This window comes from Solirubrobacter pauli, from assembly GCF_003633755.1.
GTDB lineage: Bacteria > Actinomycetota > Thermoleophilia > Solirubrobacterales > Solirubrobacteraceae > Solirubrobacter > Solirubrobacter pauli.
Window position 1 is genome coordinate 3,723,924 of record NZ_RBIL01000001.1, and the last position, 23,960, is coordinate 3,747,883.

Annotated in this window: 18 protein-coding genes; 6 read left to right on the forward strand and 12 right to left on the reverse strand. The window is 72.6% G+C overall.

All coding sequences use genetic code 11. The annotated features are described in order from the left end of the window. Position 1: 1 nt before the first annotated feature. From C8N24_RS17465 to C8N24_RS17475, 3 genes are read right to left on the reverse strand one after another with little or no spacing between them, the layout of a single operon-like run. Positions 2-1,384, reverse strand: coding sequence for a fenitrothion hydrolase (locus tag C8N24_RS17465; RefSeq protein ID WP_121251977.1), 1,383 nt, complete (start codon positions 1,382-1,384; stop codon positions 2-4). Continuing rightward, entirely contained in the window at positions 1,381-2,397 is a 1,017-nt protein-coding gene (locus C8N24_RS17470; protein WP_147447851.1) for a hypothetical protein, read from the reverse strand. The genes C8N24_RS17465 and C8N24_RS17470 overlap by 4 nt, the downstream gene beginning before the upstream one ends. Positions 2,398-2,409: 12 nt before the next feature. After that, complete coding sequence (locus C8N24_RS17475) at positions 2,410-2,940, reverse strand: DsbA family protein (RefSeq protein ID WP_121251981.1); 531 nt, start codon at positions 2,938-2,940, stop codon at positions 2,410-2,412. Positions 2,941-3,052: 112 nt separating this feature from the next. Here C8N24_RS17475 and C8N24_RS17480 point away from each other — a divergent pair, with 112 nt between their 5' ends. Continuing rightward, positions 3,053-4,576, forward strand: coding sequence for a Na+/H+ antiporter (locus tag C8N24_RS17480; protein ID WP_170179164.1), 1,524 nt, complete (start codon positions 3,053-3,055; stop codon positions 4,574-4,576). A gap of 55 nt (positions 4,577-4,631) precedes the next feature. Here C8N24_RS17480 and C8N24_RS17485 read toward each other — a convergent pair whose 3' ends face one another. After that, entirely contained in the window at positions 4,632-5,246 is a 615-nt protein-coding gene (locus C8N24_RS17485; RefSeq protein ID WP_121251985.1) for a DNA-3-methyladenine glycosylase family protein, read from the reverse strand. A gap of 13 nt (positions 5,247-5,259) precedes the next feature. Next, positions 5,260-6,192 carry a DHH family phosphoesterase gene (locus C8N24_RS17490; RefSeq protein WP_121253281.1) on the reverse strand — a complete coding sequence of 311 codons (933 nt, stop codon included), beginning with the start codon at positions 6,190-6,192 and terminating at the stop codon, positions 5,260-5,262. A 70-nt stretch (positions 6,193-6,262) separates the two neighbouring features. On the opposite strand from C8N24_RS17490, the gene C8N24_RS17495 reads away from it, so the two are divergent. Further along, positions 6,263-7,663 (forward strand): cation:dicarboxylate symporter family transporter, encoded by a 1,401-nt coding sequence (locus tag C8N24_RS17495; RefSeq protein ID WP_121251987.1) that lies wholly within the window; start codon positions 6,263-6,265, stop codon positions 7,661-7,663. On the opposite strand, the gene C8N24_RS17500 is transcribed toward C8N24_RS17495, so the two are convergent. After that, on the reverse strand, positions 7,653-8,339 hold the full coding sequence (locus tag C8N24_RS17500) for a chlorite dismutase family protein (protein WP_121251989.1): 687 nt from the start codon (positions 8,337-8,339) through the stop codon (positions 7,653-7,655). The genes C8N24_RS17495 and C8N24_RS17500 overlap by 11 nt on opposite strands. 77 nt (positions 8,340-8,416) lie before the next feature. Here C8N24_RS17500 and C8N24_RS17505 point away from each other — a divergent pair, with 77 nt between their 5' ends. Then, on the forward strand, positions 8,417-10,720 hold the full coding sequence (locus C8N24_RS17505; RefSeq protein ID WP_121251991.1) for a lysylphosphatidylglycerol synthase domain-containing protein: 2,304 nt from the start codon (positions 8,417-8,419) through the stop codon (positions 10,718-10,720). Here C8N24_RS17505 and C8N24_RS17510 read toward each other — a convergent pair. Both C8N24_RS17510 and mug read right to left on the reverse strand, forming a co-directional pair. Then, on the reverse strand, positions 10,717-11,061 hold the full coding sequence (locus tag C8N24_RS17510) for a hypothetical protein (RefSeq protein ID WP_147447852.1): 345 nt from the start codon (positions 11,059-11,061) through the stop codon (positions 10,717-10,719). The two genes, C8N24_RS17505 and C8N24_RS17510, sit on opposite strands and share 4 nt — an antisense overlap. After that, positions 11,049-11,570 carry a G/U mismatch-specific DNA glycosylase gene (gene mug, locus C8N24_RS17515; protein ID WP_245971878.1) on the reverse strand — a complete coding sequence of 174 codons (522 nt, stop codon included), beginning with the start codon at positions 11,568-11,570 and terminating at the stop codon, positions 11,049-11,051. The genes C8N24_RS17510 and mug overlap by 13 nt, the downstream gene beginning before the upstream one ends. Before the next feature lie 57 nt (positions 11,571-11,627). Here mug and C8N24_RS17520 point away from each other — a divergent pair, with 57 nt between their 5' ends. After that, the gene (locus C8N24_RS17520; protein WP_170179165.1) at positions 11,628-12,098 is read left to right on the forward strand and encodes a DUF4383 domain-containing protein; all 471 of its coding nucleotides are present in this window, start codon (positions 11,628-11,630) and stop codon (positions 12,096-12,098) included. On the opposite strand, the gene C8N24_RS17525 is transcribed toward C8N24_RS17520, so the two are convergent. Further along, complete coding sequence (locus C8N24_RS17525; protein WP_121251996.1) at positions 12,095-13,756, reverse strand: calcium-binding protein; 1,662 nt, start codon at positions 13,754-13,756, stop codon at positions 12,095-12,097. The genes C8N24_RS17520 and C8N24_RS17525 overlap by 4 nt on opposite strands. Before the next feature lie 190 nt (positions 13,757-13,946). On the opposite strand from C8N24_RS17525, the gene C8N24_RS17530 reads away from it, so the two are divergent. After that, complete coding sequence (locus tag C8N24_RS17530) at positions 13,947-15,524, forward strand: hypothetical protein (protein ID WP_121251998.1); 1,578 nt, start codon at positions 13,947-13,949, stop codon at positions 15,522-15,524. On the opposite strand, the gene C8N24_RS17535 is transcribed toward C8N24_RS17530, so the two are convergent. Next, a complete protein-coding gene (locus tag C8N24_RS17535; RefSeq protein ID WP_170179166.1) occupies positions 15,525-18,293 on the reverse strand; it encodes a helix-turn-helix transcriptional regulator in 2,769 nt (922 codons plus the stop codon). 96 nt (positions 18,294-18,389) lie between these two features. Here C8N24_RS17535 and C8N24_RS34040 point away from each other — a divergent pair, with 96 nt between their 5' ends. After that, positions 18,390-19,475 (forward strand): hypothetical protein, encoded by a 1,086-nt coding sequence (locus C8N24_RS34040; protein WP_170179167.1) that lies wholly within the window; start codon positions 18,390-18,392, stop codon positions 19,473-19,475. A 10-nt stretch (positions 19,476-19,485) separates the two neighbouring features. Here C8N24_RS34040 and C8N24_RS17545 read toward each other — a convergent pair whose 3' ends face one another. Then, positions 19,486-20,373, reverse strand: a complete 888-nt coding sequence (locus tag C8N24_RS17545) for a patatin-like phospholipase family protein (protein WP_121252002.1) — start codon at positions 20,371-20,373, stop codon at positions 19,486-19,488. Between the two features lie 24 nt (positions 20,374-20,397). Beyond that, positions 20,398-23,901, reverse strand: coding sequence for a methionine synthase (locus C8N24_RS17550; protein WP_121252004.1), 3,504 nt, complete (start codon positions 23,899-23,901; stop codon positions 20,398-20,400). Positions 23,902-23,960: the final 59 nt, after the last annotated feature.

Consider the following 23,960-nt stretch of genomic DNA (forward strand, 5'->3'; position numbering starts at 1 on the left):
TTTAAGAACCGGCTTGCGCCAGGAGCCAGAGCGCGAGCGACGTGAAGCCGACCATCACGCCCAGCATCCAGTACTGCGAGCGCACCGCCAGCTTCGCCTCGCCGTAGAGCGTCAGCGCGCGGTCGTGGGCCAGCGCGAGCGCCGCCACGTGGCCGATGACGACCACCGCGACCTGCACGTACCAGGTGTTCTCCTGCGGGAAGACGGTGTAGTCGATGCCCCAGTCGACCGTGCCGAACAGGTTCCAGCCCTGCGAGAACGGGTCGGACGCCAGGTACGTGATCGCCTGGCCCTCGAAGACGAGGAACGTGAGGTAGTGGGCGGCGACGTACACCGCCGCGATCGGGACCAGCGAGTGCACGAAGCCGTTCTCGAGCTTGGTCAGGCTGAGGTTGCCGCCGACCGAGCGGGCGCCCTCGACGCCGAGCCGGTAGAAGCCCCACACGAGCAGGACGCCGAACAGCAGGCCGAGCGTCGACGCGATCTTGGCGGCGGTCAGCGCGCCGATCCCGAGGCTGTCGAGCGTGTCGACGACGCCGGTGGAGAGGTCCGTCCACAGCGACCCCTGGCTCAAGCCGTCGAACGTCACCGTGCCGATCATCACCGTCACGAACGCGACCGTGCCGGGCGGCGTGTCCAGCTTCGGCAGCCCGCCCAGCGGCCGCCGGACGCCCAGCGTGCCGTTGCGGGTCTCGAACACCGACATCCGCGCGAACAGGTTGAAGTAGACCGCGAACGCCTCGCCCCGGCGTGACCACGTGTCGACGCCGAAGTACACCTGCGCCGCGAGCGTGACGACCGTGTAGCCGACGACCGCCGTGACGAGCATCGCCGGGTCCTCGCCCCAGCCGGAGACGAGCTCGATCCAGGTGAAGGCGAACAGGAACGCCGCCGCCGGCCACCGGCCCAGCCGCTCCGGGTACGGGCGGTTGAGCTGCGGGAGCAGGCGACCGAGGGTGCGCCACGGGCTCAGCGCCCGGAACACGTCACCGAACAGGATCGAGGCGAAGACCAGCCCGACCCAGAACGTGATCAGGAGGAAGGTCGGCGCCCAGTTGTCCAGCGCCGTCCCCGAGCCCACGTAGCCGGCGACGACCGTGACCACGAGCAGGAAGACGCCCAGCAGCCCCCAGAAGGCCTGGACCGGTGCGCTGGCCCAGAAGCGTCCGGTCGGCGCGGCGCGCCAGGCGTCCTGCTCGAGCCGCGGCGTCGGCCACAGCACGGCCAGCGCGAAGAACGAGATGACGAGCACGGCGGCGGCCGCCCAGGCGAACAGCCACTGCGGGATCGGCAGCGGCGGGCGCTGGACGAGGCCGTGCGCCTCGGCCGCGGCGGGGACGAGGAGGAACGCGGCGAAGATCGCCGCCGGAAGGGCGCGCCTCACAGCCCGGTCTTGATGGCGTCCTCGAACTGCTGGACGCCGATCGACCCCTCGAGCCGGGCGGTGATCTTCCCGGACTTGTCGACGACGAACAGCCACGGCTCCGACGGGAGGTTGAACTCGCGCAGCGGCTCACGCAGGCCCTTGCTCACGTCGTTGTCGACGTAGACCTCCTGGTGGATGAACTTCATCTGCTTGCCGTACTTGGCCTGCAGCTGGAGCGCGATGTCGGCGACCGGGCCGCACACGCGCGAGGCGCACAGCTGCGGCGTCGCGAACAGCAGCGCCACGGGCTCCTTGCCGGCGACGTCGGCGAAGCTCACCTCGTGCATGTCGCTCGGCGGCACGCGCGTGTCGAGGATCTCCTGGTTGCCCTTCGTGGTCTCGAGCGTGTCCGTCTCGACCTTCGGCGCCTTGTCGCCGACCTGCGGGATCGGGTCGGCGGCCGCGGTCGAGACCTGCACCTGGCCGGTCGCGCCGATGAGCTTGCCGTCCGCGCCCTTCGTCGCCGACAGCACGGCGTACTGGCCGCGCTTGGGGAACTTGACGTTCGCGGCGTAGATCGCGGCGAACGGGTCCTGCTCGGTCGCGGCCTGCTTGGAGCGGTAGCGCGCGTCGGTGAGCAGCACGTCGGCCGGGGCGACGAACGGACCCTCGGCGGGGTCGGTCGGCGTCGGCGCGATGTAGATCGCGGTCGGGCCGTAGACGGGCTTGCCGTCGGCGCCGATCACGCCGAACGCCATCCGGCTCGGCTCGCCCGTCGTGAAGATCGACGTGGCCATGCCGAGCGACGGGCCCGCGGTCATGGTGGACGCCAGCTGCTCGAGCGTCTTGCCGTCGGCGGTCGGGAACTCGGCCTCATCCGGCGCGACGGCCACCTTCACCTTCTCGCGCGCACCCGACTCCTCCGGCACGTTCTGCACCGGGTCCTTGGGTTCGTCCGGGGTCCCGCCACCGCCACAGGCGGCGACGAGCAGGGCAAGGACAGCAGCGAGCAGCGCAACGAACCGGGCCATGACGGGGCTAGGTTAGTCGGCGTCAGGCGAATCCGACGTGAGTGCCTCGACCAACGAGCGGGCGTCGAAGGCCTCCGCGTGCCGCCGGCCGTTGACGAAGAACGCCGGCGTGGAGGCGATTCCCGCGGCCCGGGCGGCGTCCGAGTCGCGCGCGACCCGTGCCGCCGGCGCACCCGTCGCGAGGTCGGCGCCGAAGCGCTCGGTATCCAGCCCGATGCGGTCCGCGAGCCCGAGCAGGTCGCTCTCGGAGAAGCGCCCGCCGTTGGCGTAGAGCGCGTCGTGCATCTCCCAGAACGAGCCCTGCAGCGACGCGGCCTCGGCGGCCTGCGCCGCGCGTTCGGCGTCCGGATGGACCTCGGGCAGCGGCAGGTGGCGGAACACGAACCGCAGACGGCCGTCGAGGCGCTCGCGCACACGGCGCACGATCGACTGCGCGGCCACGCAGTAGGGGCACTGGAAGTCGCCGTACATGACGAGCTCGAGCGGCGCGTCGAAGGGGCCGGCGACGTGGTCGTGCTCGTCGATGGGCTGCGGAAGCGGCATAGGAGGGCGACGATCCTAGAGATCCGCGAAGCGATCTCTCCAGCCGAGATCGCGGCAGCCCGCGGCGAAGCCGCCTGGAGCCGCGACATAGCGCCCTAGACTGCCCGCCCCAGTGGGCGAACTCGAGCTTCTCTTCGCGCTGCTGTTCGCCGCCGTGCTGCTCGTGCGCGCCGCCGACCGACTGCGCGTGCCGTACCCGATCGTGCTGGTCCTCGGTGGACTCGCGCTCGCGTTCGTCCCGGGCGTGCCGCGGATCGACATGGACCCGCACGTCGTGCTGCTGGTCTTCATCCCACCGCTGCTGATGAGCGCCGGCTGGGCGTCCTCCGCACGCGAGCTGCGGGCGGAGAGCCGGGCGCTCGGCCTGCTCGCGCTCGCGCTCGTGCTGATGACGACCAGCGTGGTCGCGGTCGCGGCGCACGCCATGGTCGACGGGCTCTCGTGGCCGGCGGCGTTCATGCTCGGCGCGGTGATCGCGCCCACGGACGCGGTCGCGGCCGTCGCCACGTTCGCCACGGTCCGGGTGCCGGACCGCGTGCGCCGGCTGGTCGAGGGCGAGTCGTTGATCAACGACGCGACCGGGCTGACCGGGTTCCGCGTCGCCGCCGGCGCGGCGACCGCGGGCACGTTCTCGCTGCTCGACGCGACGCTCGAGTTCCTCGTCGCCGCGGCCGGCGGCGCGCTCGTCGGCGGTGCCGTGGCGTGGGTCAGCCTGCGCGCGATCCGCAAGCAGACCGACGTGACCGTGTCCGTCCTGCTGACGATCCTCGCCGCCTACGCCAGCTACATCGCGGCCGAGGAGGTCCACGCGTCCGGCATCCTCGCCGCCGCGGTCTGCGGCGTGCTGAGCGGCTGGAAGCAGTCGGACTACTTCGACGCCGACACGCGCCTGACCGCGATCTCGTTCTGGAACATCCTCACCTTCGGCCTCGAGGCGCTGCTGTTCGTGCTGCTCGGCCTGCAGCTGGAGAACATCATCGACGAGCTCGGCAGCGACCGGGCAGCCTCGCTGATCCTCACGGGCGTCGCGATCTCGGGCATCGTGATCGCGGTCCGCATCGCCTTCGCGCTGCTGCCGGTCGCGCCGGGCCTGGGCATCCGTGAGCGGTTCGTCGTCGGCTGGTGCGGCATGCGCGGGGCGATCTCACTTGCCGCGGCGCTGTCGATCGCCGCGGACATCCCGGGCCGCGAGGAGGTCATCTTCCTCACGTTCGTCGTGATCCTGGTCACGCTCGTCGGCCAGGGGCTGACGTTGCCCGCGGTGGTGCGCGCCCTGCGCATCCCGAGCGAGCGCGAGTGGTCGCCCGAGGAGGCGATCGCCCGCCTGGAGGCCGCGCAGACCGCGCTCGACCGGCTCGACGAGCTCGAGGAGGAGGAGCGCGTCAACGAGGAGCCGCTCCGCCGGCTGCGCGAGCTCTACCGCGCGCGCTTCCAGCAGTGCGTCGCCGTGCTCGGCGGCGAGAAGACCCCCGACGTGCTGCAGGAGCAGCGGATGCGCTTCTCCGACGTGCGCCGTGACCTGATCCAGGCCGAGCGCGCCGCCGTGCTGGGCCTGCGCAACGAGGGCCGCATCTCGCAGGACGTGCAGCGCCAGATCGAGCGCGACCTCGACCTCGAAGAGGCGCGGCTGCGCTAGCCGCCATCCGCGCGGCGCCGGCACCGCGTCGGCGGACCCGTCAAGCCATTGCCCGCTAGGGCAACGGCTCGTTGTCGAGCGAGCGCCAGAGGTACAGGCACGCGCGCGTGCGATACGGGCGCCACGGCTCGGCGATCTCGGTCATCGCCTCGGGCGACGGCACCGCGTCCAGGCCGTAGGCGGTCATGATCGCGTTCTTGATGCCCTGGTCGCCCGTCGGCAGCAGGTCCGGCCGGTGCAGCGTGAACATCAGGTACATGTGCGCCGTCCACTCGCCGATGCCCTTGACGGCGACCAGCTCGCGGATGACCTCCTCGTCCGGCAGCGCGTCGAGCTTGTCCAGCTCGAGCGTGCCGTCGATCACGTGCTCGGCGAGCGAGCGCAGCGAGGCGGTCTTCGCCCGGCTGAGCCCGGCCGCGGCGCGCAGCTCGTCGGGATCGTCGGCCAGGATCTCCTCGGGCGTGGGCGCGCGGCCGCCGAAGCGGGCGATCAGCCGGCCGTAGATGGCGGCCGCGGCCTTGACGCTCAGCTGCTGGCCGGTGATCGAGCGCAGCAGCGCGCCGTACAGATCGGTGCGGGGCTCGTGCTCGAGGGGGAGCGGGCCGCCGAAGCGCTCGATCAGCCCCGCCATCACGGGGTCCTTCGACAGGTGCGCGTCGGCGGCGTCCATGCGCCGCGGGAGATTAGCCGTCGGCGTTGATCTTCTCGACCAGCTCGTCGAGCACGCGCGGGGCGTCGTCGTTCGAGACCTGGCAGGTGCCGGCCGCGTCGTGGCCGCCGCCGCCGTAGGAGAGCATCAGCTCGCCGACGTTGGTCTTGGAAGAGCGGTCGAGGATCGACTTGCCCGTCGCGAACACGGTGTTCTGCTGGCGCAGGCCCCAGAGGACGTGGATCGAGATGTTGGTCTCGGGGAACAGCGCGTAGAGCGTGAAGCGGTTGGTCGGGTGGATGACCTCCTCCTCGCGGAGGTCGAGCACCACGAGGTTGCCGTGCACGGTCGAGCAGCGGCGGATCTGCTCCTCGGCGGCCGCGGCGTGCGCGTTGTAGAGCTCGACGCGCTCCTTCACGTGCGGGTTCTCGAAGATCTCCTCGACCGACATCGCGGTGCAGATGTCGATCAGCTCCATCATCAGCTGGTAGTTGGAGATCGCGAACTCGCGGAAGCGGCCGAGACCGGTGCGCGGGTCCATCAGGAAGTTGAGCATGACCCACCCGGTGGGGTGGAGGATCTCGTCGAGCGTGAACTGGGCGGCGTCGCCCTTGTCCACCGCGTCCATGAGCTCCTCGATGCCGGGGAAGACCTCGGCGCCGCCGTAGTAGTCGTAGACCACGCGGGCCGCGGACTGGGCCTCGGGGACGATCACGTGGTTCGCGCGCGGGCCGCCGACGCGCGTGGCCTCGGAGCTGTGATGGTCGAACGAGATCGCCGCGTCGGCGCTGTACGGCAGGTTCGTCGTGACGTCGTTCGGGCCGATGTCGACCTTGCCGTCCTGGACGTCCTTCGGGTGGACGAAGAGGATGTCGTCGAGGATGCCGAGGTGCTTGAGCAGCGCCGCGCACACGAGCCCGTCGAAGTCCGACCGGGTGACGAGGCGATAGCGCTGGGTGGAAGTCATGGTCGCGCTCATTGCCCCGGTTGATCGGCGGCACGCGCTGAAAGTTCAGTGAGCGGGGTACCAGGACGCCATGCGGGAGAGGAAGCTGTTCAAGCAGTTGTGGTTCTGGGTGATCGTCGCGATCGGCCTGGGCATCGTCTTCGGCCTGGTGGCGCCAGGCCCGGCGGAGAGCTCGAAGTGGCTCGCGGACGCCTTCATCCAGCTGATCAAGACGGTCACCGGCCCGGTGATCTTCCTGACCGTCGTCATCGGCATCGCGTCGCTGGGCAACCTGGCGCGCGCGGGCGGGCTGGCGCTGCGGGCGCTCGCCTACTTCTTCTCGATGACGATCGTCGCGCTGACGCTCGGCCTGCTCGCGGCGAACATCTTCGCGCCGGGCTCGGGCTTCGACGGCCAGCCGAGCGAGGCGGCGCGCGCGAGCGCCCAGGAGTCGATCAAGGAGGCGGGGGCGACCGACACCGGCCTCACGCACTTCCTCACCGACGACCTGCTGCCGACCAGCTTCGTCCAGCCGTTCGTCGAGAACGAGATCCTGCGCATCCTCGTGCTGGCGATCCTCGTCGCGGCCGCGATCTCGATGCTCGCGGAGAAGCAGCGCAAGCAGATCGTCGGCGTCTTCGAGGTCGCCTCGAAGGTCGTCTTCGGCGTGATCCGGCTGATCATGTGGGTGGCGCCGCTGGGTGCGTTCGGCGGCATGGCGTACACGGTCAGCGTGTTCGGCGCCGAGTCGCTGACGAACCTCGGCATGCTGATGGTCGTCTTCTGGGGGACGTGCGCGGTCTTCGTGTTCGGCGTGCTCGGGCTCGTCGCCCGCTTCGCGGGCTTCTCGATCTTCCGCATGGTGCGCCTGATCCGCGACGAGCTGCTGATCATCGTCGGCACGTCCTCCTCCGAGACCGTGCTGCCGCGGCTGCTGGCCAAGCTGACCGCCGCGGGCGCCTCGCGCCAGGTGAGCGGCATGGTCCTGCCGACCGGCTACTCCTTCAACCTCGACGGCACCTGCATCTACCTGACGCTGGGCGCGCTGTTCATCGTCCAGGCGACGGGCCAGGACATGGCGATCGGCGAGCAGATCGCGCTGGCCGGCCTGATGATCCTCACGTCCAAGGGCGCGGCGGGCATCACCGGCGCCGGCCTGGTGACGCTCACGGCGTCGCTGACGGCGTTCGGCGGCACGTTCTTCAGCGCCGAGGCGATCGCGGTCGGCATCGCGCTCGTCGTCGGCATCGACCGGATCATGTCCGAGGGCCGCGCGCTCACCAACGCGATCGGCAACTCGGTCGCGGTGATGGTGATCGCCAAGTGGCAGGGCGAGCTCGACGAGGAGCACTTCCAGAAGGTGCTGCGCGACCCCGAGCTGGTCGACCGCGAGGTCGAGGCCGCGATGCGCGGCGAGGACCTCGAGGAGGCGACCGGGCGGTTCGACCGCGACCGCGAGCGCGGCCGAACGCCCGAGATCCTTACGCCGTGATCGAGACCGCGGCGCCGTCGAGCGCGTTCAGCGCGCGCTCGACGGACATCGAGAGGCACGTGAACGTCGGCGTGTCGCGCTTGGTGTAGGCGCTCGACTCGGTCGTGCGCAGGCGCTGGACGAGGTCGAGGAACACGGACGGCTCGTCGCCCTCGAAGGCGACGACGAACTCCTGGTCGTCGAGCCCGAACGAGTAGCTCGTGTTCAGGTCCACGTCCGGGTACTCCTTGCCCACCCGGATGTGCTCCTGCATGATCCGCCAGCGCTCCTTCGGGTTCACCGCGTACCACTCGCGGGTCTTCACGAAGGGGTAGACGAACAGGTACTTCGAGTGCGCGGGGCGGACCTCGAGGCGGGACTCGTCGGAGTACTCGCTCGGCTTGGTCATCGCCAGGAAGCTGTACGGCGTCTCGGCCCAGGCCATCAGGCCGCTCTGGGCGAGCACGACGTGGAACTCGTGGATGCGCTCGAGGTTGACCGCCTGCGTGAGCAGGAGCAGGTCGGCGTCACCGCGCGTACCCACCAGCGAGAAGGCTCGCAGCAGGCGCTCGGAGGCGAAGTCCTCACAGGCGGCGATGAACTCGCGCTTGTGGGTGGCGCGCTCCTCGGGATCCAGGCGCCGCCAGGCGGGATCGACCTTCAGGAACGTGTACTTGACGAACTGGCGTTCTGGCATCGCTATGGCCTCCAGGATACGTGAAGAGCGGTTAGCCGCACCTCGGAACGCCGCTGCGGGGAATAGGATCGCCTCCAATGCGGGTCGCGCTGGTCTCCCCGTACTCGTGGACATATCCCGGCGGGGTGACCCGCCACATCGAGGCGTTGCGGGCCGAGCTGGACCGCGCGGGCCATGACGCGCGCGTGTTCGCTCCCTTCGACCCCGACCTCCGGCGGACCGCCTGGGCGCACCGTGGTGCGCGCCCGCAGGTGCGCGACGTCCCGGAGTGGCTGACGCCGCTCGGGGCATCGATCGGCTGGCCGTCCAACGGGGCCGTCTCCAACGTCGCCGCCTCGCCGTCGGCGGTCTCCAAGCTGCGCCGGGAGCTGCGCGCGGGCGGGTTCGACGTGATCCACCTGCACGAGCCGGTCACGCCGGTCGCGGGCTGGGACACGCTGACCAGCACGGACGTGCCGCTCGTCGGCACGTTCCACTGCTACTCGGAGTCGCTCATCTCGCACAAGGTCGCGGGGCTGGTCGGCGCGCGGCGCAAGCTCAACCGGCTGAACGTCTCGATCGCCGTGTCCGAGGCGGCCGCGTGGACCGGCAAGCGCTTCTACGGCGGGCGCTACCGGATCATCCCGAACGGGGTGGTGGTGCCTGAGGGTGGCGTACCGGCGCCGCGCGAGCGGCGTGCGGGAGAACCGCTGCGGATCGTGTTCGTCGGCCAGGCGGTCGAGCGCAAAGGGCTGCCGGTCCTGCTGCGCGCCTTCGAGGCGCTGCGCGGGCAGATCCCCGCCGAGCTCACCGTCATCGGCCTGACGCCGGAGGAGCTGGCCCCGATGCTCGTCGAGGGCGAGGGCGTGACGGCGCTCGGGCGCGTCGACGACGTCGTGAAGGCCGCGGTGCTGCAGGAAGCGGACGTGCTGTGCGCGCCGTCGCTCGGCGGCGAGTCGTTCGGCATGGTCCTGACCGAGGCGTTCGCGGCGGGCACGCCGGTCGTCGCCTCGGACATCGCGGGCTACCGGGACGTGGTCCGCGCCGGCGTGGACGGCGTGCTCGTCCCGCGCGGGAACGCGACCGCGCTGGCGGAGACGCTGCGCGACCTCGCGCTCGATCCCGCGCGCGTCCACGGGCTCGCCCGTGAAGCGGCCGTGAGCGCCGAGCGCTACGCGTGGCCGCGGGTGGCCGAGCAGGTCGTCGGCGCCTACGAGGACGCCCTCGCGGTGCCGGAGCCGAGCGGCGCGGCCCGCAAGGCCGCCGTGAAGTTCGGGATGGCGCCGCGCGACGGGCTGCCCCGGGTGGGCGCGCACCGGATGCCGTCGCTCGAGCCGGCGCCCGAGCGCCGCCGCGGCGCCGCCGTCCGGCGCGGGCTGATCGGCGTGGCCGGCCTCGCCACCGTGGCCGGCGCGGTCGCGGCGGTCCAGCACATCGGCCCGGCCCGGATCGGCGACGCGCTCGTGCGCTCCAGCCCGCCCTGGGTCCTGTTCGGCGTCGCTCTGATGTGCGCCTCGATGCTGCTGCGCGCGGTCTCCTGGCACGCGATCTTGAAGGCCGCGCTGCCCGGCGCGCGGCCGAAGCTGACCGACGCGGTGCAGGGCACGAACATCGGCGTGCTGATGTCGGCGACGCTGCCGGCCCGGCTCGGCGAGCCCTCGCGCGCGTTGATCGTCTCCCGCCGCCTCGGCCGCGCCCGTGACCGGTTGCCGGTCGTGCTGGGCACGATCGTCTCCCAGACGCTGATCAACGTGCTCGCGCTCGTGATCCTCGGCGCGGTCATGTTCTCCACCATCGGCCTGTTCGACGGCAAGCAGCGCGCGCTGCTCTGGTACGCGGTGGCGCCGATCGCGCTGCTGCTGGTCGTGCTCGTCGCACCGGCGCTGATCCGCTCGGGCCGGCCGACGCGATCGCGCTGGGTCGACCAGGGGCGCAAGGCCGTCACACGCGTGCGCAGCGGGCTCGTCGTCTTCAAGCGCCCGCGCGAAGGTGCCGTGGCCGTGAGCATGCAGCTCGGCGCCTGGGCGCTCCAGTGGGTCTCGTGCTACGTCCTGCTCGTCGCGCTGGGGCTCGAGCACCGCGCCGACCTCGGCGCGGCCGCGGCGATCCTGTTCGCGGTCAACGTCACGGCGGTCCTGCCGGTCACCCCGTCCAACGTCGGCGTCTTCCAGGCCGCGTGCATGGCGGTGCTCGTGGGCGCGTACGGCGTCGCCCCGGCCCAGGCGCTCGGCTACGGGATCATCCTGCAGGCGGTCGAGGTCGTCACCGCGCTCGTCATGGGCGGTCCCGCGCTCGTCAAGGAAGGCCTGAGCTGGCGCGAGGTGCGGCTGCGCGCGATGCACAGCGCGCCGGTCTCGTTGTCCGTGCCGGCCACCAAGTCGGCCGAGCCGGCCGAGGCCTAGCCGGCGTCGATCAGCCAGCGCCCGTCGACCTTGCGCATGCGGGTCGTGTCGTCGTCGTCCTCGCGGCGGACCACCGCCGCGTCGCCGTCCACGTCGATGTCGCTGATCGGCGACTCCTTGGCGAACAGCGTGAGCACGGCCTCGTTCGGGCTCGGGTCGCAGACGTCGCTGTAATCGCGCCGCCGCGCCTCCGTGAGGAGCGCGCACGCGCGCTCGTAGTCCTGCTGCTGCCACGCACGGGCGGAGGCGTCGAGCGTCGCGCGGATCTGCTTCTCGTCCTCACCGCTGCCGCAGCCGGCGAGGGCGAACGCCGCCACGGTGGTGAGCATCACTCGGCGCATAGGCCCTCAGCGTAGGCGCGGGCCTCGGCGAAGCGGTGGCCGAAGTCCGCGGGCGTGTGGTGTGCGTTGAGGCCGCTCGTGTTCGGGAGGATCCAGACGGGGCGGCCGCCGATCGTGTCCTCCTGCAGGCCGAGGACGGCCTTGCGCCGGCCGAACGCCGTGCGGTAGGCGGTGACGCCGACGATCGCGACGAGGCGTGGCTGGAGGCGCTCGACGAGCCGCTCGAGCTCGGCTGCCCCGGCGCGCAGCTCGTCGTCGGAGAGCTCGGCGGCGGCGCGCGTCGGGCGCGGCGCGATGTTCGTGATGCCGAGGCCGTGCTCGGGGAGCGTCACGTCCTCCTCGGGCTTGAGGACGCGGGGCGTGAACCCGGCGGCGTGCAGCGCGCCCCAGAAGCGGTTGCCCGGCCGCGCGAAGTTGTGGCCGACCTCGGCCGACTTGAGGCCCGGGTTGATGCCGACGAACAGCACCTTCAAGCCGGGGGCGACGATCGGCGGGAGGACCGGGCTCACGGCATGCACGATGACGTGTTCCGGTATGGCGCGGCGCCGCCGGGGGAGCGCGGGGCCATGAGCCATCTCTCCGGTCCGGCCACGGACTTCGACCGCGCGCGTACCCCCGCGCAGTGGTGCTGCCTCCTCGCCGGCCTCGCGCTGCTGCTGGCGGGCCTGTTCGGCTTCATCGCCGACGCGAGCTTCTCCGTCGGGAACGAGCTCGAGAGCGGCTCGCTGCTCGGCTTCGCCGTCAACGGGCTGCACAACCTGGTGCACCTGGCCTCGGGCCTGCTGCTGCTGGTCGCCTCCCGCGAGCGGACGACCGCGAAGGCCGTGGCGATCGCGTTCGGCGCCACCTACGGCGTCGTCGCCCTGATCGGCCTGATCGACGGCAACGACGTACTCGGGCTGATCCCGATCAACAGCGCGGACAACGTCCTCCACGTCGGCCTGGCGCTGATCGGCCTCGTCGCCGGCCTCGTGTCGCGCACCGCCGACCGCCGCCACAGCGACACGGTGGTGGACCGCACCAGCCCGACCGCCTAGCGCAGCGCGAACCGCTGGGTCGCGGAGACGCCGCCCACGCTGAGCTTGAGGGTCAGCGTGGGCTTGCGGACGCGGCGCACCGCGCGCAGGTCAGCACGCGAGAGCGCCACCTTGACGACGCCCAGCCGCCGCTCCGCCAGCGCTTCGCGAGCGCCCGCGAGACGCCGGGTGCGGTGGCCGGCGCGCAGCGTGAGCTCGGCACGGACGCGGCACGCCGTGGGGCAGACGACGCCGGCGAACGTGGCATGGCCCTTGCGGTCGAGCTTGAGCGTCGAGCCCGAGACGGCGCCGGACGTGTACGCGAGCGCTCCGCCGCCGAGGCGCAGCTTGGGCGCGAAGCGGGTGCCGTGGCCGAGACCCGCGGTCGCGACGATCGCGGCGTGCTCGGCGAAGGGCACGGGCGGCGAGGGCTGGAGCGGAACGTCGACCACGGGCGTGCCCGGCGTCGGCGCGGGCGGCGCCGGCGGCGCGGGCGCGACCGGGCCGCGGGCGGGGGACTGCACGAGCTGGGTGTCGGCGGCGAAGCCCTGTGGCGCCAGCGCGAACCGGACCTGTAGGTGGCGCCCCTCGGCCGCCGGCGGGATGACGAGCGTCGGACCGGTCGCGCCCGGGAGCGGCTCGCACTTGGACTCGTCCGCGGTGCACGCCATCCACTGATAGGACGCGGTGCCGGGATCCCCGAAGACGTCGACCGTCGCCGTGGCGATGGCACCGACGGCGAGGTCACCCGTGACCTCGACGGAGCGCACGCCGGGCGCGTCGTGCTCGCAGTCCTTGCTGATCGGGTCGTCGGCGTCGCGTTGCAGGACGTCCTGGCCGTTGCCGCAGGAGACCGCGATGTCCGGGTCGGCGGCGCCGCCGTCGAAGAGGCCGCGGCGGAGCTCGATCCGGTCGTCGCCGACGCCGCCGTCGATCAGGTCGCCGCCCGCACGGCCCACGAGCCGGTTGGCGCGCTCGTTCCCGGTGATCAGGTCGCCGGCGCTCCCGCCGTCGACGCTCTCGATGTGCGCGAGCTTGTCGCCCTCGCCGCTCGCGCCGTGGCTGCCCGCAGGCGCGTTCAACCCGTTCGGCGGCAGCGTCACGACGACGGGCGTGCTGCGGAAGCCGTACGACACGTTGTCGCCGCGAGAGCCTGCCTTGGCGTCGAGCTGGTCGCCGCGGCCGTCGATCACGTCGGCGCCGTCCACGTCGGCATCGGCGAAGAAGGTGTCGTCGCCCGCACCGCCCGTGAGCGTGTCGTCGCCGGGGCCGCCGCGGAAGATCACCGACGCCGTGCCGATCGCCTCCAGGACGTCGGCGGCGGAGCCGCCCTCCAGCCACGCGGGGGCGTTGTCGAGGCTCGAGGCGTTGTAGTAGACGCTGAGCTTGCCCGTCGAGCCGGCGAGCAGGACGTCCAGGCGGCGCGGCGCGGCGTTGCCGCACTCGACCGCGGCTCCGACCGTGAAGCAGCCGCTGCCCGGCTGCACGGGTCCGGTGACCCGCGTCTTGCCTGCCATGCCGAGGATGCTGATGGAGGCGGCCGCGCTCGTCGAGCCGGTGAGGCTGACGGCGCCGTCGGCGCCGCGCTTGGCGGTGACGGCGGCGTCGGCGGCGGCGGGCGCCGCCAGGGCGGCGAGGGCGGCGAGCAGCGCGGTGAAGCGCAGGTGATGGGACGGCATGGGAGAGCGTTCCTGGTTTCGACGGTGGGGAGGCGCCCCACGCTAAGCGCGCCCGGCCGTGCCATCGGTAGGGAGGGCGCCCTACTGATTCCCGCGGGCGAAAGGTTGGGGGTCGGCACCCCCATGCGCGCGAGGACCTACGTGGAGACCATCGTCAGCGTGACCCCGACTCTCCTCCCCAGCGCCTGACATGCGGCGTCTTCGACTCCCCGGCCTCGCCCTCGCCACGCTGATCGCCGGCGGTGCGCTCGCACCCGCCGCCGCGCACGCCGACGCGGTCGCGCTCGGCCTCAAGGGCAACCGCCTCGACGTCGCGATGACCGCCGACGGCGCCGCGCACGTCGCCCGCCTGCTGCCGACCACGCCCAAACCGACGCTCACCGTCTGCCGGATCCCCGCCGGCGGGACGATCTGCACGACCACCGCCTCCGCGACGCTGCCGCGTGAGAACGCCACCGGGCCGTGGGTGCTCGCACAGGGCAACAAGGTCGTCGTCGCGGCCGGCAGCTCCGATGGCGCGAGCGAGGGCACGTACACGATCACCGCGCCGGAGGGCCTGGCGTACGGGCAGCTCAGCGTGGCGGCGTCGATCACGGCGAGCGACGTCGAGCTGTCGCCGGACGGCCAGCGCCTGTACGTGAGCGCGACGCGCGGCCAGATGGGGAGCCCGCAGGACTTCGCCGCCTTCAGCTCGGTCCCGACCTCGGGCGCGCCGGCGGCGGTCGCGGTGCTGGGGAGCGCGTCCGGTAGCCGCTCGCTCAGCGCTCCGCGCGTCGCCGTCCGGCCCGACGGCCGTCCGCTCACGCTGCTCTCGGGCAGCGGGCCCGGGCTCGTGACCGGCAACTCGTTCTACACGTTCGTCGGCGCGCTGCCGATCGACGCCGCGTTCAACAACAAGGCGGGCTGGAGCGCGCCGACTTCGTTCGACCTGCCTGCGCCATCGGCGCAGAACGGCGACTACGAGGCCGTCTCGGCGCCCGGCGCCCTGTGGCTCGCCTATGAGGCGCTCGGCACGGACGTGCTCCTGCGCCGCTGGGAGAACGATGGCTTCGGACCGGCGCTGAGCCCCGACTGCCGCCGCCCCAGCCGCTTCGCCGCGGGCTCCCAGCAGGCGCCCGCGCTGGCGGTCTCGCGCACGGGCGACCTGCAGCTCGCCTACGTCGGCTCGGACACGACGAACAAGCACCTCGGCTACTTCCGCGGCAACGCCGACGGCACCGCGTGGTCGGCCTACCACGAGCTGTACACCGGACCCGACGACCAGGAGGACGTCGAGATCGCCAGCGACCCGACCAGCGACACGGGCGGGATCGTCGTGTGGACGAGCGACGCGATCTACGCGGACAAGGGCGAGCTGAAGTTCGCCCGCCTCCCCGAGACGCCACTCGTGGCGTGCGAGGTGCCGAAGGTCGAGCTCCCGACCGAGCCGATCAACACCGGGCAGCCGACCAAGCCGACACCGCCGAAGCTCAAGGCGCCGAAGCTGACGACCGTCGTCCGCGGTCTGCCCTCGCTCAAGCGCTGCGTCTCGCGGCGGAGCTTCACGATCCGCCTGCGGCACCCGCAGGGCACGAAGATCAGCTCCGCGACCGTCAAGGTCAACGGCCACAAGGTCGCCACCCGCAAGGGCAAGCGCGTGACCGCGCCGGTGAACCTGAAGGGGCTTCCGAAGGGCACGTACAAGGTGTCGATCGCGATCACCCTCGCCGACGGCCGGAAGGTCAGCGGCGAGCGGCGCTACCGGACCTGCGCCAAGCGCCGGCGCTAGTCAGCCGAGCGCGTCGGCCAGCTCGCGCCGTGAGCTGATGCCGAGCTTGGGATAGGCGCTGGCGAGGTGCTTCTCGACGGTCTTGACCGTCACGAACAGCTCGCCGGCGATCTCCCGGTTGGTCTGCTGGCGCATCGCGAGCGTGCAGACGCGCAGCTCGGCCGCCGTCAGGGCGTCCCGGCCGCGCAGAGCGGTGCGCCGCGGCCGCCGGCCGGCGACGTTGAGCTCCGCCCGGGCACGCGCCTCGGCGGCGCGCGCGCCGCGCCGGGCGGCGGCGTCCAGCGCCTCATCCAGCAGCTCGACCGCTCGCGCGCGGTCGCCGCCGCGCCGGTGGGCGACCGCGAGGTCGATCAGCGCGTCGATGCGCTCGAGCACGTACGGCGCCTCGCGCAGCAGCGTCACCGCCTCCTCGAGGTCCTCGACGCTGTCGCGCGCCCGGGCACGCACCCGCAGCGCGGCGCCCAGCAGCGCCGTGCCGCCGTGGCGGCGGGCGAACGCGACCTCCTCCTCGGCCAGTGCGAGCGCTTCGGCGGTGGCGCCGTCACGTGCGAGCGCCTCCGCCGCGATCAGCCGCCAGTCGTTGAGCTGCCGGACCGCGTGCAGCGGACCGTGGCTCGCCTCCGAGCGCCGGGCGCACTCGAGCGCGGTGCGGGCGTCCCCGCGCGCGAGCGCCAGCCGGCCGGCGCTCGCGTGGTAGAGCTCGTCGAGGACGGTGGGCGCGTCGACGCCCGGCCGGTGCTCGGCCAGCAGCCGCGCGGCGTCGTCGAGCCGGTCGAGCGCGATCAGGCAGCGGACGTCGAAGGCGATGGCGCCGACCGCGTACGTGTTCCAGCCGATCCGGCGGGCGTCCAGCGCGACCTCGAACCACGCGTGCGCCTCCGCGACCTCCCCGAGGTGCAGGAGCGGGCAGCCGTGCAGGTACGCGGCGCTCGCGTAGGCCGGCAGCGAGCCGGACCGGCGGGCGCGCTCGAGCAGCGCACCGGTCACCTCGCGGTCGCGCTCGAGCTCGCCGGTGGCGAGCAGCACGCCGGCGATGAACGAGACGCTGACGCCGTCCGGGCCCTCGTCGTCGACGATCCGCCCGCCGTCGTACGCGCGCAGGGCGAGCGCCGCGGCCTCCTCGGGGGCGGTCTCGCCGGTGAGCAGGCGGCGCAGCGCGACCGCGGCGAGCATCCCGCGCTCGGCGGCCGACCGCGGGGCCGCGTCCGTGCCGAGCAGCGTGTCGGCCGTGAACGGCAGGTCGCCGGCCCAGCTCGGGTCGAGGTTGGCCGCGCCGACCATGGTCGCGCGGATCTCGTCGGCGAGCTCCGCGGGCAGGTCGTCGACGAGCGTGGCCTCGAGCAGCTCCAGCGCCGGGGCGGCGCCCTGGGTCATGAGCAGCCCGCGCGCGGCGCGCAACCGCAGCCGCGCGGCGCTGGCGGCGTCCGGCTGGGCGTTGGCGGCGGTGATCAGCAGCGCGAGCCCGTCCGGCTCACCCGCGGCCGACGCGGCGCTCCCGAGCGCGGCGAGCAGGGAGGCGCGCGCCGGCGCGGCGGCCGGCTCCTCGGAGGCACGGCGCAGCAGCGCCGACGCGATCGCGGGTGTGCCGCGGACCAGCGCCGCCGCCGCGGCCGCCCGCAGCGTGTCGATCCCGGCGGGGTCGAGCGAGCCCGGCGCGCGCAGCAGGTGCGGCGCGAGCCGCTCCGGGCCGGCGCCCTCGGCTTGCAGGAGCACGGCGGCGCCGCCGTGCAGCCGCGCGCGCTCGCCGGGGCCGAGCGCGTCGGTGACGACCTGCCGGACGAGCGCGTGCACGAACGCGAACTCGCGCTCGCCGGTGACGATGTCCGCCGCGACGAGCCGGTCGAGCGCCGGGCCGGCCGCGCGCGGTTCGAGCTGCGCCAGCGCCGTGATCTGGTCGAAGCGGCCGGTCTCCAGCACGGCGAGCGCCTCGGCGGCGCGGCGGGCGTCGCCGTCGAGCGCCCGCACCCGCGCCCCGATCCGGCGCCGGAGGCCTTCCGGACGCAGCTCGCGGACGGCGTCCACGGAGTCCGCGTCGGCGCTCAGGCCGCGCCGTTGCACCTCGAGCAGCAGCTCGCTGAGCAGGAACGGGTTGCCGCCGCTGGAGTCGGCGCAGGCGCGCGCGAACGCGGCGTCGACCGGTACGGCGAGCGTCGCCGTCGCGGCCGCCGTGACGCCCGCGAGGGTCAGCGGGGCGAGCTGCACCAGCTCGGTCATCGGGCTCGCGACCAGGTCCGTCAGCGGCTCCGGCAACGGCTCCGGACCGGTCGCGGCGGCGAGCAGCAGCTTCACCGGCACGTCCTCGAGGCGGGCGGCGAGGTAGGCGAGCCAGCGCAGCGAGGCGTCGTCGGCCCACTGGACGTCGTCGACCGCGAGCACGACCGGGCCGTCCTCGGCGAGCTCGCCGACCACCCAGGTCAGCGCGTGCAGATGGGCGTGCAGCCGCGAGGGACCGGCGGCGCCCAGGTCGTCGAGCCCGTCGGCGCTGCCGTCGAGCAGGCGGCCGACCAACGCCCCGGGACCTTCCAGCCTTCGCGCGCGCTCCTTCGCGCCGAGCCGCGCGAGGCGCTCGCGCAGCAGCTCGACCGTCACGCCGAACGGCAGCGAGCGCTCGAGCTCGCGGCCCGTCGCGCGCAGCGCGTCCTCCGGCGCGGCCGCCCGCAGCAGCGTGCTGCGGCCGATCCCGGGCGGGCCCATGACGACCGCCACGCCGCCTTCGCGGGTGGCGAGGGTCCGGCGCACGCGCGCGAGCTCGTCGTCCCGTTCGATCATCGTCCGCCCGAACCCTAGACCAGCGCGGGGCAGCGTCATAAGAGGCGGGTGTCGACCCCCATGACGCGCGGCGCGGATGCCCGGATGATCGGTGGGATGCGACTTCTCAAGCTCATGCTGCTCGCCGCGCTCGGCGCGAGCCTGACCGCCGTCCCAGCCACCGCCAAGCCCGCACGCGTCGACCGCTGCGCGGCGCTGAAGGGCCACGACCTCGCACCCGGCATGGGGCAGCGTGCCGTCCGCCGCGGCACCGAGCTGCGCTTCTGCGCGCGGGGCGGCGCGGTTCGCCGGCTGGGCGGCTCGCCGTCCGTCCGTGGCGCCGACGGGCACCTGCTGCTCGTGCACCGGCGCGGCCGGGTGGAGGTGCTCGACGTCAGCACGGGCCGGCTCGGCCGCGTGGGTGCGGCCGGCGCGGTCGTGCAGGCGAGGGTGGTCGCCTCCGCGGGGGTCGTCGCGGTGCGCCGTGATGCGCAGGGCGAGACGCTGGTCGTCGTGGCGCCCGGCCGCAGGGACGTGGTGGTCGAGCGCGGCCCCGAGCCCGTCGAGGCGCTCGAGGTGTTCGCGACGACGGCGAGCATGCTCTGGCGGCGCGGCGGTGGGTCCTCCAGCGCCGTGCTCCCGCACCGCGCGGTGACCTGCGGGCGGCTGGGGGGCGCGGACGAGCTGGCGGGACCGGGCCGGATCGTGGGCTTCGAGGAGGTCTACTTCGGCTGCATCGGCGGCCGTGACGCGCCGGCGTTCATCGTCGGCAGCACGGAGGCGTACGGCCTGGACCTCGCGACCGCGCAGTTCAGCGCCGGCCACGGGTCCTGGGTGCTCCGCGAGTCCTCGGAGTCCAACCAGTACCACTTCGGCATCGACTGGACGGCGATCGACCTGGCGACCGGGCGGATGACCGGCATCGCGTCCCGTAGCGGCGGCTTCTGCTGCCCGGACGGGGGCGACGAGCTCCGTGAGCAGGTCGTGCTGGCCGACGGTCGGGTGGTCGCGATCCTCGACGCGGTCTCCGGCACCGGTGACCGGCGATCGAGGGTCGTGGTGCTCACGCCGGCGGGCGACCACACCGCGCTCGACAGCACGGAACCCGGCGCGCCGAAGGCCTTGGGCCTCCGCGTCGAGGGCGACGTCGTCCGCTGGACCGTGGGCGATCAGGTTCGCAGCGCGCCGCTGCCGCCGCACTAGCGTCGCGACGCTAGGCCACGAGCTGCGCGCACACGCGGTCGAGCACCGCGTCGTGCTCGCCGATGATGCGCTCGGCCTCGCGACGGAGCGCCGTGAGGTTCTTCGCGCTCGCGTCGTCGAGGTTGTCGCTCGCGTACTGCAGCTTGGTCTGGACGCGCACGTACGCGTCGCCGGCCAGGGCGCTGAGGTAGGCGTCGGCGGCGCCCGCCGAGCCGTCGGAGACGATGTCGACGAGCGGCTTGCCCCACTCCCACTTGCCCCAGTCCTTGACGTCGGCGTAGGGGAGTGGGCGCGTCTGGCGGCCCGTGCCGAGCGCGAGCAGCAGCTCCGGCCGCGGGTCGGACTCGACGTAGGCGTACATCGCCGGGTTGGTGGCGAACATGCCGCCGTCGATCAGCGTGCGCTCGCCGACGCGGATCGGCTCGAAGTACATCGGCGCCGCGGAGGTGGCGTACGAGGCCTCGGCCATCGTCACCTCGGGGTCGGTCGTGGACCGCAGGACGAGCGGCTCGCGGGCCTGGACGTCGTAGACGGTCACGAGCACGCGCGTCGTGGCCTCGCCGAGCTTGACCGAGCCGAAGTGGCGCTGCATCACCTCGTCGGTGCCGCGCTTGTCGTAGACCTCGTCGCGCAGCCCGCCGACCGACGTGATCGTCTTCAGCAGGGTGCGGTTGAAGATCTTCGGCCCGTCCTTGACGTAGATGTCCGCGACCTCCTCGGCGGTCATCGGCGTCGGCATGGTCAACGCGCACGCGATGATCCCGCCGGTCGAGGTGCCGGCGATCAGGTCGAAGAGCGAGGCGATCGGACGCGACGTGCGGCGCTCGACCTCGGCGAGGACGAGCGCGGGGATGAGCCCCCGGATGCCGCCCCCGTCGATTGCGAGCGCCCGTGTCAAGGGCGGAACACTACTGAAGGTTCGTCACCGCGCCGGCGCCGCGAAGGACGACGGGTCGCGATCGGTGCCGCGGATGACGTCGTCGGGCGAGCCGTCGACGAGCAGGCGGCCGTTGCGCATGCCGTAGTACGTCGCCTGCGGGTGGTGCGCGACGAGCGCCAGCGTCGACTGCTCCGGGACCGGCGCGTAGCCGTCGGAGATCGTCATGCCGATCGTCTCGAGGCCGAGCAGCGCCTCGACCTTGACGTGCTCGGACTGGTCCGGCACGGCCGGGTAGCCCCACGAGTAGCGGCGGCCCTGGGTGACGGGGATGCCGAGGTCGGTGCGCACGCGCCAGTGCAGCCACTCCGCGAGGCCCTCCGCGGTCTGCACGCCGAGGCCGTGCACGAACAGCTGCTCGGCGAACTCGCCCTCGGCCTCCAGCTTCGCCATCAGCTCGGTGACCTCGTCGCCGACGGTCACGGCCTGCACGGCGACGACGTCCAGCTCGCCGCTGTCCTTCGGGCGGTAGAAGTCGGCCAGGCAGAGGCGGTCGCCCTTGGGCTGACGCGGGCAGGTGAAGCGCGTGATGACGGTCTCGCGGTCCTCCGGGTCGAGCACGACGATGTCGTTGCCCTCGGAGTAGCACGGGAAGTAGCCGAGCAGCGCGCGCGGGTGCAGGTACTCGGCCTCACGCCACATGCGCTCCAGACGCGGGCGGAAGTCCTCGTTGAGCAGCTTCTTCCACTCCTCGCCCTTGACGCCGCGCCCGCCCCAGTGGAGCTTGAAGAGCACGTGCGTGTCGAGCTGGGTGTAGAGCTCCTCCATGTCGACCTCGATCTCGCGCACGCCCCAGAACGGCGGCGTCGGGACCGGGACGTCGGTGCGGACGGCGGAGCGCACGGAGTCGTCGCTCGTGTCCAGCACCTCCTCTTCCTCACCCGTCTCGCGCAGCTTGGCGCCGGCGGCGAGCACACCCTCGACGAGCGGCGCGCGCTTGTCGGCGTCGATCAGCTGGTCCATCACGGCCAGGCCCTCGAACGCGTCCTGGCAGTAGAAGACGCCCGGCGCGTAGACCGTGTCGTCCTCCTTGCCGTTCGGGTACAGCGCGCGCAGCGAGAACTTGCGGTTGATCGCGGCGCCGCCGAGCAGCACCGGGTACTCGAGGCCCTGCGAGTGCAGCTCCTGGACGGCGAGCGGCATCTGCTTTGACGTCGACACGAGCAGCGCGGACAGGCCGATGGCCGTCGCGTCGTGCTCCTTCGCCGCGTCGAGGATCGTCTGGATCGGCACCTGCTTGCCCAAGTCGACCACGGTGTAGCCGTTGTTCGTGAGGATCGTGTTCACCAGCGACTTGCCGATGTCGTGCACGTCGCCGAACACGGTCGCCAGCACGACCGTGCCCTTGGTGTAGCCCTCGAGCTTGTCGAGGTACTGCTCGAGCTGCGCGACCGCGCGCTTCATGACCTCGGCGGACTGGAGCACGAACGGCAGGATCAGCTCACCCGCGCCGAACTTGTCGCCCACTTCCTTCATGGCCGGCAGCAGCACGTCGTTGAGGACCGGGACCGCGCCGATCTTCTCGACCGCCTTGTCGATCTGCGCCTCGACGCCGTCCTTCTTGCGCCGCAGGATGTGCCAGTGCAGCGCCTCCTCCGGCTCCATCTCGGCGGTCGGGTCGACCTTGTCGCTCTCGGTCTCCGGGCCCTTGGACTCGAAGTGGGCGATGAACCGCTCGAGGGCGTCGTCACGCTTGTTGAAGACGAGGTCGTCGGCGAGCTCGCGCTCGACGTCCGGGATCTCGCTGTAGGGCGTGATGTGGTTCGGGTTGACCATCGCCAGGTCCAGCCCGGCCTCCACGCAGTGCGACAGGAAGACGCTGTTGAGCACCGAGCGCGCGGCCAGCCCGATGCCGAACGAGACGTTGGAGACGCCGAGGGACGTCTTGACGCCCGGCAGCTCCTGCTTGATCAGGCGGATGCCCTCGATCGTCTCGACCGCGGACGGCTTCCACTCCTCGTCACCGGTGGTGAGCGTAAAGGTCAGCGCGTCGAAGATCAGCAGCTCCGGGTCCATCCCGTGCTGGTTGCAGACGAGGTCGGTGATGCGCTTGGCGATCTCGAGCTTGCGCTCGCGGGTCTTCGCCATGCCGACCTCGTCGATCGTCAGCGCGATCAGCGCGGCGCCGTGCGCCATCGCGATCGGCGTGACGAGGTTGAGCTTGTCCTCGCCGGCCTCGAGGTTGACCGAGTTGACGATCGCGCGGCCCGGGATCTGGTCGAGCGCGGTCGCGATCACCTCGGGCTCCGTGGAGTCCACCTGGATCGGCGCGGGCTGCGTCAGCGACACCTTCTTGGCGACGAGCCGCATCTGCTCGTCCTCGTCCGTGCGCTCGGTCAGCGCGACGCAGAGGTCGAGCACGTGCGCGCCGCCCTCGACCTGGTCCTCGGCGACCTGCAGCAGGCCGTCGTAGTCGTCGGCGAGCAGCAGCTCCTTCGCCTTGCGCGAGCCCTGGGAGTTCACGCGCTCGCCGACGATCGTCGGGGCCGGCTCCTGCACGAGCGGCGCGGCGGCGATCATCGAGGAGACGTGCGGCGGGCGCGGGGCGGGGCGCGCGCCGATCGGGTGCGACGCGCAGCGCTCGGCGATCGCGCGGATGTGCTCCGGCGTGGTGCCGCAGCAGCCGCCGACGATGCTCACGCCGTAGCGCTCGACGAACTCGCCGAGGCTCTCCGCGAGCGGGCCGGGCTGCTCCGGGAAGACGGTCTCGCCGTCCGGGCCCTGATGCGGGATGCCGGCGTTCGGGATGCAGTGCACCGGCATCGGCGAGTGCTCGCCGAGGAAGCGGATCGCGTCGCGCATGTCCTCGGGGCCGGTGGAGCAGTTGAGGCCGATGACGTCGACCTTGAGCGCCTCGAGCGTGGTGAGCGCGGCGTTGACGTCCGTGCCCAGGAGCATCTTGCCGCCGTTCGGCAGCAGCGAGACCGACGCCTGGATCGGCACGGAGCGGCCGGCGAGCTTGAACGCCTCGCGGATGCCGAAGATCGAGGCCTTGACCTCGAGGATGTCCTGCGCGGTCTCGACGATCAGCAGGTCCACGCCGCCGTCGAGGAGGCCGTGGGCCTGCTCGGCGAAGATCGCCACCAGCTCGCGGAAGCGGATCTGGCCGAGGCTCGGCTCCTCGGACGCGGGCAGGAAGCCGGTCGGGCCGATCGAGCCGGCCACGAAGCGGTGCTCGCCGACGGCCTTGCGCGCGATCTGCGCGGCCTTGACGTTGATCTCGCGCGTGTGCTCGGCGAGGCCCCACTCCTCGAGCTTGAGCCGGGACGCCTGGAACGTGTCGGTCTCCACGACCTCCGCGCCGGCCTCGACCATCGAGGCGTGCACGCCCTCGATCACGTCCGGGCGGTTGAGGATCAGCGCCTCGTGGCAGCGGCCGGGGAGCTTGTAGTCGTTCTCGAGGGAGAGGTCGAACTGCTCGAGCGTCGCGCCCATACCGCCATCGAAGACGATGACGCGGTCACGAGTGGCGGCAAGGAAATCGCGCATTGCGCCACAGGCTAGCGCAACCTTGACACAAGTTTGGCAAGGTTGGGTCTACGACGGCC